Here is an 11,320-nt window from a genome sequence, read left to right as displayed (position 1 = left end):
AAGGGCAAGTTCTGGACGGTGTCGAAGCCGGACACGATGTTCGACTTCCTCAAGCCGCACATCAAGCCGTTGCAGGGCCCGCACCCGCCGATCGGCGTTGCCGGCCTGTCGAAGAACTCGGACACGCTCAAGCTCGCCGGCGAGCGCGGCTTCATTCCGATGAGCCTCAACCTCAATCCCGCCTATGTCGGCAGCCATTGGGACTCGGTCGAAGCAGGTGCTGCCAAGACCGGCCGCAAGCCGAGCCGCAAGGACTGGCGGATGGTGCGCGAGGTGTTCGTCGCCGACACCGACGACGAGGCGTGGAAGCTGTCGACAGGCGACATGATGGGCAGGATGATGGGCGAATACTTCCTGCCGCTGCTCGGTCACTTTGGTTTCAAGGATTATCTGAAAGCTTCGCCGGACGTGCCCGATAGCGACGTCACCGTCGAATATTGCGCCCGCAACAACTGGATCGTTGGGTCGCCCGCGACCGTTACCGAGAAGATCGAGAAGATCTACCAGGAGGTCGGCGGTTTCGGCGTGCTGCTGGTGTTCGGTTTCGACTACAAGCACAAGCCCGAAGCCTGGCACAATTCGTTGCGGCTGCTGAAGCAGGAGGTGTTGCCGCGGCTGAAGCACCTCGACGCTTCGGTCGGGCGCGCGGCATAGGCCTGAGCGTGAAGTTCGTGCGGGGCAGCGGCAACGCTGCCCCGTTTGTCATGACGGATAGCAGGCGTCAGGTCGCACCTAGCCAGAATCGCGTTTCGATTTCCGCCCAGCCCTTGCCGATGCGGCTGCTCAGCCAGGTGTCGCTGCGCTTCAAGCCCTTGTCCTGCTGGCCTTCCGGCGTGTTGCGCCAGGCCTGCCAGCGATACTGGCCGTAGATGCTGACGATGCGCGCGGCGTAGGTCAGCGCCAGCTGCGAATCGCCCCTGATGATGACGAGGTTGTCGTCGTTCTTGGTGCTGGCGCGGTCGGAGAAATTGTGCGAGCCGGTCATGACCACCGGGTTCTTGCCGGCGGGATCGAGCACGATCACCTTGCTGTGCACGGCGATCATGAACTTGCCGGTGTTCTTGATCTCGCGCTGCCACCAGTCGGCGGTCTTGTCGATGCCGGCGGGGCGGATCACGTCGGCGATCTGCTTGCCCTTGAAGACCTGCTGCTGGCCGTTGCCGGCGAGCAGCTGCAGCTGATCCTTCGGACTGTCCTTGCCTTGCGCCGGGAAATTGTTGAGCACCCCGCGCACATAGAGGTTCTTGTCCTGCGCCTTGTCCAGGATCGGGCCGAGCAGGCCCTTGTTGCCGGGATTGAGCATCAGACACACCGCGCCGTGCTCGGCGTCCTCGATCATCTTGGTGGCTTCCTTGAGGTCGCCGCTTTTGGTGGTCGGCGTGAACCAGACGCTGGCGTTCGACTTGCCGATCGTGAACGGCCATTCGTGATCGCCGGCTACCGCCAGCGCCTTCGGCGACTTGCTGCCGTCGGCATAGATCGCCTTCCAATGGTCGTGATAGGCCGCCGCGACCTTGTCGTCGGTGATCTCGAGACCGTTGTTGTTCTGGGTGCACAGCCCGGTCCGGGTCCAGTTGGTGCTGCCGGTCCAGACCACCTTCGGCCTCTCGGCGCCGTCGCAGAACACCGCGAACTTGTTATGGGCGTAACGGCTCGGCGCGATCTTGCGGCGGACGATGTCGACGCCGGCCTTCTTCAGCACGCCGGCGTTCTTCTCGGTGTCCTTTGCGGTGGCGTCGGACTTGCCGGTGCTGTTTCCGAGCACGGCATGGGCCTTGCCCTTCATCGCGGTCAGCGCCGCGATCAATTCGGGATCGTTGAGCTCGTAAAGCGCGACATAGACGTCGACCTTGTTCTTCCTGGCATCGGCCAGCAGGGCGAGCAGGCGGGCGCCAAGCTCTCCCTTGAGGAAGTCGCGGATCTTGTTGCCCTTGGTCGAGATCGCCTCGTCCAGCGTCTGGGAGGCCTTGGGCGTGGTGCCGATCGCGCGCGACAGCCATTGGGCCGAGATCGTGCCGCGGTTGAACCACGGCTTCAGCGGGCCCGATGGCGTGGCGGAGACGTAGTCGGTCCATGTCGACGGCGCACTCGCCGCGGGCTTCACCTTGGTGGCGCCGTCCATCAGAACGGGCACCACGCCATAGCGGACCGGCGCATCGGCCGGTGCCAGGAAGTCGGTCCAGTTGGTCTTCTGCACCGGCCATTCGGTGCTCGGCCGATGATCTCCCGCCTTGTGGGCCTGCACCTGATCCTCGAATCCGACCCAGGTGTCGACCACGGTCGCGCTCTTGCCCTGCTGCTGACGATAGAGCGCAAAGCCGAGACAGTTCGGGATCATTGCCGATACTTCCCAGACCACGAAGATGCCGTCGGTGGTTGGGAACGCTTGAATCCTGGAAATCACGGTGATGCCTCCAAATCGCTGGTGAGAAATATCCCGTCGATATGAACCTGGCGCGTCAGCGCCCGAGTCGATCCGACGCGTCGCATCGGATCGACTCGGGCGGCCGGCCGTCACTCTAGCAAGGGAAGCATGTCAGAAAATATACAACCAGGACTATCGGCTGGATCACAGATCGATGCCGCAGCACAGCTCGGTGCGGCCGCGGTCCTGGGAGGCCGTGGGAGCGGTGCCTACATCAACCGCACTGTGATCTTCGCCTTGCCCTTGTGATCGCCGTAGAACGATTTGTAGACCCAAGGGAGGCCGATCACAGCCTGGTTGACGTAGAGGAAGATCTCGCCGCTGCGATCGGCGGTGAATCGCGCCTTGTAGACCTGCGGGTCGGTGTTCGGCGCCGGCAGCGGGTCAAGGAAATACTCGTCGACGCCGGTCTCTCCGACCCGTGCGATCAGCCGGAACCACGGCCGGAACAGGATCCGTCGCAGGAAGATCGTTGCGTATCCGCGCCAGCGCTTGTCACCCTCGATGGTCGAAGTCCGGTATCCGATCGGCGTGACAGCGCGCCCGGCGTCCTCCCAGGGCTCCGACATCGTGATCGCGATCTCGTACTTGAATCCGGTGCGGACCTTGAGGCCGGTCGGCGCGCAGATCGCGCTGGTATCGAAATCGGCCGCCGCATCCTGCGGGATGCCCTTGTCGACGGCGACGAGCTTGTCGGCCACGGTCCCCGTGCAGAAGGCGCCCATCGAATCCTCGGCATTGAACAGGAAATGGCTGAGCAGCGTCGCGCCGTACCAGACCATCACGGCCGTCAGCAGGAACGGAACGACGTGCTGTTTCCCGACATTGAGGACCCATTGATAGATCGCGCTGGTGCGGAATCGATAGATCGCATCGTGCACGATCCCGGAGAGCGGCACAGGCTTCGCACGGTCACGCCAGATGATCCGCATCCTGTCGCTGATCATTGCGCTGAGCGAACTGCCGACAGCCATCAGCGCGGCAACGGCGATGATGCCGCCGGCGAACCATTCCGGATTGCCGGCGTACCAGTCAGTCCACCAATGAAAGGAAGCCGGCAGGAACGATTCGATGAAGCGCACCAGTTCCGAAATCATCCTGAACCGGGAGCTGAACTCGTGCTGCTGGTGCTGGTTGTGGAACAGCCAGAACGCCGCCAGATGCAGCGACGCCGCCAGCGTGGCGAAATAGGCGATCCGCCGCATCCAGACGAAATTCCACAGCTTCTCCTGCGCGGCATAACGTGCCGGCGCGCCGGCCGGCGTCTCGAATGTATTGGGGCCTAGCGGCGTGATCTGGCCGTTGCGGGAGACGACCACATAGTTCGGCGGCAGCCCGATCGGGGCGTAGGCATTGGCGCCGCTGTCGATCCGCTCGAACACGCTTTCGTGGATCTTGGGCATCGGCACGCTGACGCCGGCGTGGCGATCGTTGCAGAGGTCGGCGACCTTGCGGGGACCGTATCGATAGTACGAGCCCAGGCCCGCCCGCGAATCATAGAGGCGGCCGTCCTTGTCTTCCGACGATCTGATCGCCTTGATCGCATCGGGATCGGCAATCGGAGCGCTCTTGAACACGAGGCCGTGCTTGACGGCTTCGTCGACCAGCCAGGCCAGCGGCACGAACGCGACGGCATCGTCCGGATAGCCGCCCCCGACATTGGCATGCATGCCGACGAACCACACCTGGACGAGGCGCTCGCCGTCGATTGTTGTCGGCACCGCCGGTGCGGGCTGTCCCGGCTCGTGCTCGGTCCAAAGCACCGGATGGAAGGTCGTGCGCTCGTCGTCGAGCGCCAGCGCGTGCCGTGCGCACTTGACCTTCGGACTGAGAATCCGGTTCGGCAGTTCGAGCGGCCACACCCAGTTGGAGATGCCGCGCGTCATCTCGTCGATCGGCAGGCCATAGGCCGCGACGGTGTCCCAGATGCCGATGAATTCGATCGATGGCACCTGCTTCCGGGTAATCTCGGCATAGGGCTTGTTGCCCTTCAGGCGGTCCAGCACCGGCACGAGGATGTAGTCGCGCAGCGCGCGGAAGATCACCTCGATGCGCCAGATCGAGTGGTAGCCCGCGGCCCGGTAGGCGCGATAGGCCTTCACGGCGCCGTCGTGCAGTTCGGCTTCGGTGTCCGCAACGATCAGGCCCTGATCGACGATGAGTGCGGCGAGCGTGCGCACCGTGAATGCGCCGCGGCTGAATCCGAACAAGTAGATCTTCGACTCGTTCTCGTGGTCGTAGTTTCGGCAGATGAACTTGTAGGCGTCGAGGATGTTGCGCTTGAGGCCGTAACCGAACGCGCCGCCGAGCAGGGCAAGCGGGACGAAAGACGAGGTGCCGACACCGTCATCATATTTGGCGGCCTGGCTGTTGCCCTGCAAATCCAGCGACTGGAATATCCGCCAGACATTGGTGCGCCAGACGCTGGAAGCTGCGTTGCCGGTGCCGTCGGACAGAATGATGATCTTGGGGCTCGGCATTGAAAGACGCTCGCTGAAATGGATGAAGCGGATTGCGCAGCCTAACAGGGGGCAGATCGAATGCTACCTTGGATCGATCTTTAATCATTCCATGCCGCGATAGGTGTGAACTGGCGCACAAAGGCGTCACGTGGTCGCGGCCATGTGAGAGATGGCGGCTTTCGCGATGCTGCGAAAAGGCCTAGCCTGACTGCCGGTGCAATTCATTGATGAGGCGTAGCAATGCGCAGCCGCGTCAGAAAATTTGCCCATGTGCTGGAGCGCTTCGGCCTTGCCCTGGCGGGGGCTGCAAGCGGTCTGTTCGTCGCCATCCATGTCGGCTCGAGCGTATCGGCGCTGACCTCGCAGGCGTTCCTGCTCATCATGATGCTGGGCGGCGCGATCGGCTTCTACCTCGGCATCGACACGCCGCCGAAGCTCTTCCATCCGAAGGACGCCGCCTCGTTGCGCAAGATCGACGCGGCGGAGCTGCTCAGCGCGGTCGGCACCTTCCTCGCGACGATGGTCGCGTTCTTCTCGGTGGGCGTCGTCGTGCTGCGGAGCGAGCCGGATATCGGCTGGACCGCGGCCATCATGGCGGGCTGGGTGCTCGGCGTCGCGATGCAAATCGTCGCCGGCACGATCGCCCGGGCACGCGCCTGACTATGCGCTGCGCGTGACGCCCAATCCCGCGAGATGGGTGTCGACGAACTGCGCGAGCCGTTCGCGCAGCATCTCCGGCGGCACCGCGACCATGCGCTCCTCGAGGCCAAGCGAAATAATGCCGTGGACCGCAGAGAACATCATCCGCGACAGCAGCGCGACGTCATTGGGATCGCGATCGGGCAACAGCCGCACCAGCGGCGCATGCATCAGCGCGAACGCATCCATCACCATCGCGAGGATGTCTTCCGGAAACGGCCGGTCGTCCTCCATCCGGTGCTCGAACAGCGAGCGCAGCAGATTGGCGTGCTCGCTGGCGAAGCCGAGATAGGCGTCCGCGAGCCCGTGCAACTGGCGCAGCGGATCGTCGGCCGGGACTGCCTTGAGCCGCGTGGTCAGGGCCTCAACGGTCTCCCGGTTCACGGTCAGGATCAGGCCGTCGAAGTCGCCGAACTCGTTATAGACGCTGCCGATGGAGCATTTGGCGGCGTCGGCGACGTCTCTAACCTTCAATGATCTCAAGCCCTTAGTGGCGATAAACCGGCGTGCGATCTCGATCAGCAAAGTGCGCCGCTGAAGTTTCTTCCGGTCCCGTCGCGATTCTTCTTGAACAATGTTCATTTACGAGGTACTAATTTGAGCGTTGCTCAAGTTGGCATAGGAGGCCACTCACATGCAGACCCTAGCACTTCAATTGACCACCACCCTTGTCGATGACGCGATCGCGCTCGTGAAGGGCCTTGGCCGCGCCATCCTCTCACTGGCGATGGCGCCGATCGAGCGGATCGCCCGTGCCTGCGACGTCGCAGGCGTCCTGGAGCAGCGGCGCGCGGATCGGCGCGCGCCGCACCCGGCGGCCGCAAGCGGCGGCCGTTGCAAGTCACGCAACTGCCGATGGTCGCCATTCCGCGGGTTGAGTGAACTGACCTGAAGCGGCCACCCGGCAATTGTCGCCGAAACCTCAACAAACCGCTCACCATGTCCCGCGCGAGCCGATCGCGAGATCGATCAACCCAAGGTCTGGATAAGGTCTCGTACATCTCTGGCGGGCAATGTCCCGGCCGCCCGGCGTTCTCGATAGGCGCCGGTTCGAACCGATACGTTGCGGAAAAGACTAAAGGCTGCGGGATCTCCGTCATCTCATCACGCTCACGATTCTCTGCCAAACAAACTCGCAGACCTGCCGGCGCCGAGCGCGCTAACCCAAGGAACCGGTCATGATCAAGGAATTGATGACGTCCCGCCGCTTCGCGCCGCTGTTCTGGTCGCAGTTCTGCTCGGCGTTGAACGACAACGTGCTGAAGAATGCGCTGGTCATCATGCTGCTGTATGGCATCGCCAACGAGCAGGGGCCGGCGCTGGTCCAGCTCGCGGGCGCGGTCTTCATCTTCCCGTTCTTCGTGCTGTCGGCGCTCGGCGGCGAGCTTGCCGACCGCTACGTCAAATCCATCGTCGCCCGCCGACTGAAGTTCTTCGAGATCTTCGCTGCGGCCTTTGCGGCGGCCGGCTTCTTCACTCATTCGATCCCCCTGCTGTTCATCGCGCTGGCGCTGTTCGGCATCGTCGCCGCGCTGTTTGGCCCGGTGAAATATGCTGTGCTGCCCGACCAGCTCTCGGTTTCCGAGCTCGCGACCGGCAACGCGTTGGTCGAGGGCGCGACCTTCATGGCGATCCTGATCGGCACCATCGCGGGCGGCCTGTTCGTCGCAGGCGCCAGCCACATGGGCTGGATCTGCGCCGCCGTGGTCGGCCTGTCGGTGCTGTCCTGGGGATTTGCCTCGCGCATCCCGATGACACAGCCCTCGGCTCCCGACCTGCCGATCACCAGGAATCCCTGGACCTCGACCGTGCGCCTGTTGAAGTCGCTCTATGCCGAGCAGCGGCTGTGGGACGGCATGGTGATCGTGTCCTGGTTCTGGATGGTCGGCGCGATCGTGCTGTCGCTGCTGCCTGCGCTGATCAAGGAAGGTGTCGGCGGCACCGAGGGCGTCGTCACGCTGTGCCTCGCCGTGTTCGCGATCGGCATCGCCGCGGGCTCGCTGTTCGCCGCGCAGCTGAGCCATGTCCGCCCGAATATCGCGTTGGTGCCGATCGGCGCCATCGTGATGGGCGTGATTGGCCTCGACCTCGCCTGGGCGATCGCCACCACCTCGCTCGGCAAGGACGTCACCGCGGCTGCATTCGCGAGCTCGTTCGGCGGTTTCCGCATGCTGGCCGACTTCTTCCTGTTCGCCTTCGGCGGCGGCCTGTTCGTGGTGCCGGCATTTGCTGCCGTGCAGGCCTGGACCGCGCCGTCCGAGCGCGCCCGCATCATCGCCGCCGGCAACATCCTGCAGGCCGGCTTCATGGTCGTCGGCGCGGTATTCGTCGGCGCCCTGCAATCGATCGGCCTGCCGATCGCCTGGATATTCTTCGGCCTCGCCATCGCGAGCTTCGGCAGCGTCTGGTTCGTGCTGAACAAGTGGGGCAAGGAAGGCGTCCGCGATTTCGGCGCGCTGCTGTTCCGCGCGCTGTTCCGGCTCGAGGTGCGCGGCATGGAGAACCTGCCTCCGTCAGGCACCCGCATGCTGATCGCGCCCAACCATGTCAGCCTGGTCGACGGCCCGCTGCTGCATGCCATGCTGCCGATCGATGCGAGCTTCGCGGTCGACACCGGCATCGCCAAGGCGTGGTGGGCCAAGCCGTTCCTGAAGATGATCAAGCACTACACGATGGATCCGTCGAAGCCGCTGGCCGCGCGTGACCTGATCAAGCTGGTTGCCGCCGGCGAGCCGGTCGTGATTTTCCCGGAAGGCCGCATCACGGTCTCGGGTTCGCTGATGAAGGTCTATGACGGCACCGCGATGATCGCCGACAAGGCCGATGCGGTCGTCGTTCCGGTCCGCATCGAGGGCGCGCAGCGTTCGCATCTCAGCTATCTCAAGAACGGCGAGATCAAGCGCTCCTGGTTCCCCAAGGTGACGATCTCGATCCTGCCGCCGGTGAAGCTGCCGATCGACCAGTCGCTGCGGGGCAAGGCGCGCCGCAACGCCGCCGGCGCCGCGCTGCAGGACGTCATGATCGACGCCATGGTCCAGAACGCGATGCTCGACCAGACTTTGTTCGAGGGTCTCGGCCATGCCTATCGCGACCGTGACACCGGCAAGCCGATCATAGAGGACGCGCTCGGCACCAAGCTGACCTATCGCAAGCTGATCCTCGGCGCGCAGGTGTTGAGCCGCAAGCTCGAGCAGGGGACTTCGGTGGGCGAGAATGTCGGCGTGCTGCTGCCGAACTCGGCCGGCGTCGCCGTCGTGTTCATGGCGCTGCAGACCATCGGCCGCGTGCCGGCGATGCTCAACTTCTCGGCCGGTCCGGTCAACGTGCTGGCCGCGATGAAGGCGGCGCAGGTGACGACCGTACTGACCTCGCAGGCCTTCATCGAGAAGGGCAAGCTCGACAAGCTGATCGCGGCAATGGCAGGCCAGGCCCGTGTCGTCTATCTCGAGGATGTCAGGGCCGACATCAGCCTCGCCGACAAGATCGCAGGTTTCCGCGCGGGCATCGCGCCGCGCGTCGCCCGCAACGCCAACGATCCCGCGGTCATCCTGTTCACTTCGGGTTCGGAAGGCACGCCGAAGGGCGTCGTGCTGTCCCACCGCAACATCCTCGCCAACGCGGCGCAGGCGCTGGCGCGGGTCGATGCCAATGCCAACGACAAGGTGTTCAACGTCCTGCCGGTGTTCCACTCGTTTGGTCTGACCGGCGGCATGATGATGCCGATCCTCGGCGGCATTCCGATCTTCATGTATCCGTCGCCGCTGCATTACCGCATCGTGCCCGAGCTGATCTACCAGACCGGCGCCACGATCCTGTTCGGCACCGACACCTTCCTCACCGGCTACGCCCGCTCGGCGCATGCCTACGACTTCCGCACGCTGCGGCTCGTCATCGCCGGTGCGGAAGCGGTGAAGGAGCGCACGCGGCAGATCTACATGGAGCGCTACGGCATCCGCATCCTCGAGGGCTACGGCGTCACCGAGACCGCGCCGGTGCTGGCGATGAACACGCCGATGGCCAACCGCCAGGGCACCGTCGGCCGGATCTCGCCGCTGATGCAGTACCGCCTCGATCCGGTCCCCGGCATCGAGGAGGGCGGCCGCCTGTCGGTGAAGGGCCCGAACGTGATGCTCGGCTACCTCCGCGCCGAAAACCCCGGCGTGCTGGAGCCGCTGCCCGAGGGCTGGCACGACACCGGCGACATCGTCACGGTCGACGCGCAGGGCTTCATCGCGATCAAGGGCCGTGCCAAGCGCTTTGCCAAGATCGCCGGCGAAATGGTGTCGCTGTCGGCGGTGGAGACGATGGCGACCACGCTGTGGCCGCAGGCGATGTCGGTTGCGGTCACGCTGCCCGATCAGCGCAAGGGCGAACGCATCGTGCTGCTCACCACGCAGAAGGATGCTGACCGCGCCGCGATGCAGCGCCAGGCCAAGAGCAGCGGCGCCTCCGAGCTTGCGGTGCCCGCCGACATCCGTGTCGTCGACAAGGTGCCGCTGCTCGGCACCGGCAAGACCGACTATGTCGGCGCCACTGCGCTAGCCAAGGAACTCGCCGCTGTTGCGCCGGCGCCCGCGCCGCAGACGGATGAGAATACCGATGCGGCCGAGGCCGAGCCGGAGGCGCGTCAGCAACACGTTGCATGAGTGTTGGCATGAGTCCTGGCATGAGTCTTGGCATGATGGTTGTGCTTTCCGGGAGCATGTTGTCAGATAGACGGCAACTGCTCCCGAGAAAGCACGATCATGGTTCTTCCGCTCGATCCCGTCATTGCCAACATCATCCCGCTGCTGCCGTTGCGCGAGCCCGCAACCATGACGCCGCAGAGCTGTCGCGAATCGCTCCGCGCGCTGGCCGAGGCACGCAAGGCGGTACCGCCGCCGCCGGTCGATGTGGTCAGCGACGTTGAAGTGCAGGGCGCTGCCGGCAAGCTCGGCGCGCGGCTCTATCGGAACGGTACCGGCAAGGCGCCGACCGTGATCTTCTTCCACGGCGGCGGCTGGGTTGCCGGCGATCTCGAGACCCATGACCGCCAGGCCCGCAACCTCGTGATCGAGACCGGTGCTGTCGTGATCTCGGTCGACTACCGCCAACCGCCGGAGACGCGCTTCCCCGGCGCGTTCGAGGATGCCTTCGCCGCGATCCGCGACGTCGTGGCGCGCATCGCCGACTTCGGCGGCGATCTCGCCCGCGTCGGCGTCGCCGGGGATTCCGCCGGCGGCAATCTCGCCGCCGCCACGGCGCTCGCCTGCCGCGACGCCGGCGTCAAGCTCGCCGCGCAATTGCTGGTCTATCCCGTTACCGACGTGGTCGGTAGTTTTGCCGATGCCGCCGAGAACGCGAAATTCCCGTCGCGCGCCGAGAATGCGGAGGGCTACTTCCTGACGCGTGAGACGATGCAGTGGTTCGCGGGGCATTATCTCGCCGACAAGGCGCAAGGCGCCGACTGGCGCGTCTCGCCGCTGCGCGCGAAGAGCCTTGCGGGGGTGGCGCCGGCTGTGGTCACCACCGCCTGGTTCGACCCGCTGCGCGACGAGGGCCACGCCTATGCCAAGGCGTTGCAGGCGGCGGGGGTGCCGGTGACGTATCACACGGGCGAGGGGCTCATTCACGGCTACTTCGGTCTCGGCGAGGCGTCGGAGGCCGCACGCGCCGAGGCGGAGCGCGCGCGGGCGGATTTCAAGGTGTTGCTGGAGCGGGGAGTGTAACCACATCGTCGTCCCGGCGAAGGCCG

The 11,320-nt window shown here is 64.8% G+C and carries 8 protein-coding genes; 5 read left to right on the top strand and 3 right to left on the bottom strand.

Annotation, left to right across the window (positions count from 1 at the left end; translation table 11 throughout):
• A partial coding sequence (locus H8A95_RS37815; RefSeq protein WP_229187693.1) for an LLM class flavin-dependent oxidoreductase occupies positions 1-654 on the top strand: 654 nt, incomplete at its 5' end.
• A gap of 67 nt (positions 655-721) precedes the next feature.
• On the opposite strand, the gene H8A95_RS37810 is transcribed toward H8A95_RS37815, so the two are convergent.
• Positions 722-2,404 carry a phospholipase D-like domain-containing protein gene (locus H8A95_RS37810; RefSeq protein WP_229187692.1) on the bottom strand — a complete coding sequence of 561 codons (1,683 nt, stop codon included), beginning with the start codon at positions 2,402-2,404 and terminating at the stop codon, positions 722-724.
• A gap of 230 nt (positions 2,405-2,634) precedes the next feature.
• Positions 2,635-4,905, bottom strand: coding sequence for a DUF2235 domain-containing protein (locus H8A95_RS37805; RefSeq protein WP_229187691.1), 2,271 nt, complete (start codon positions 4,903-4,905; stop codon positions 2,635-2,637).
• 222 nt (positions 4,906-5,127) lie between these two features.
• Here H8A95_RS37805 and H8A95_RS37800 point away from each other — a divergent pair, with 222 nt between their 5' ends.
• The gene (locus tag H8A95_RS37800; protein WP_229187690.1) at positions 5,128-5,547 is read left to right on the top strand and encodes a hypothetical protein; all 420 of its coding nucleotides are present in this window, start codon (positions 5,128-5,130) and stop codon (positions 5,545-5,547) included.
• Here H8A95_RS37800 and H8A95_RS37795 read toward each other — a convergent pair whose 3' ends face one another.
• Positions 5,548-6,168, bottom strand: a complete 621-nt coding sequence (locus tag H8A95_RS37795; RefSeq protein ID WP_229187689.1) for a TetR/AcrR family transcriptional regulator — start codon at positions 6,166-6,168, stop codon at positions 5,548-5,550.
• Positions 6,169-6,220: 52 nt separating this feature from the next.
• Between H8A95_RS37795 and H8A95_RS37790 the strand changes: the two genes are divergently transcribed.
• The 3 genes from H8A95_RS37790 to H8A95_RS37780 all read left to right on the top strand — a co-directional run bounded on the left by H8A95_RS37790 (position 6,221) and on the right by H8A95_RS37780 (position 11,294).
• The gene (locus H8A95_RS37790) at positions 6,221-6,478 is read left to right on the top strand and encodes a hypothetical protein (RefSeq protein WP_229187688.1); all 258 of its coding nucleotides are present in this window, start codon (positions 6,221-6,223) and stop codon (positions 6,476-6,478) included.
• 286 nt (positions 6,479-6,764) lie between these two features.
• Positions 6,765-10,232 (top strand): acyl-[ACP]--phospholipid O-acyltransferase, encoded by a 3,468-nt coding sequence (locus tag H8A95_RS37785; protein WP_229187687.1) that lies wholly within the window; start codon positions 6,765-6,767, stop codon positions 10,230-10,232.
• A gap of 99 nt (positions 10,233-10,331) precedes the next feature.
• The gene (locus H8A95_RS37780; protein WP_229187686.1) at positions 10,332-11,294 is read left to right on the top strand and encodes an alpha/beta hydrolase; all 963 of its coding nucleotides are present in this window, start codon (positions 10,332-10,334) and stop codon (positions 11,292-11,294) included.
• The last annotated feature ends 26 nt before the right edge of the window (positions 11,295-11,320 follow it).

Source organism: Bradyrhizobium oropedii (assembly GCF_020889685.1).
Lineage (GTDB): Bacteria > Pseudomonadota > Alphaproteobacteria > Rhizobiales > Xanthobacteraceae > Bradyrhizobium > Bradyrhizobium oropedii.
The sequence above is the reverse complement of the archived record's forward strand: the minus strand, read 5'-3'. Positions and strand labels throughout refer to the sequence as shown.

Excerpts from the sequence above, each read along its gene's own strand:
- H8A95_RS37805 (WP_229187691.1), bottom strand. The coding sequence starts at position 4,905 with ATGCCGAGCCCCAAGATCATCATTCTGTCCGACGGCACCGGCAACGCA.
- H8A95_RS37800 (WP_229187690.1), top strand. The coding sequence starts at position 5,128 with ATGCGCAGCCGCGTCAGAAAATTTGCCCATGTGCTGGAGCGCTTCGGC.
- H8A95_RS37795 (WP_229187689.1), bottom strand. The coding sequence starts at position 6,168 with ATGAACATTGTTCAAGAAGAATCGCGACGGGACCGGAAGAAACTTCAG.
- H8A95_RS37790 (WP_229187688.1), top strand. The coding sequence starts at position 6,221 with ATGCAGACCCTAGCACTTCAATTGACCACCACCCTTGTCGATGACGCG.
- H8A95_RS37785 (WP_229187687.1), top strand. The coding sequence starts at position 6,765 with ATGATCAAGGAATTGATGACGTCCCGCCGCTTCGCGCCGCTGTTCTGG.
- H8A95_RS37780 (WP_229187686.1), top strand. The coding sequence starts at position 10,332 with ATGGTTCTTCCGCTCGATCCCGTCATTGCCAACATCATCCCGCTGCTG.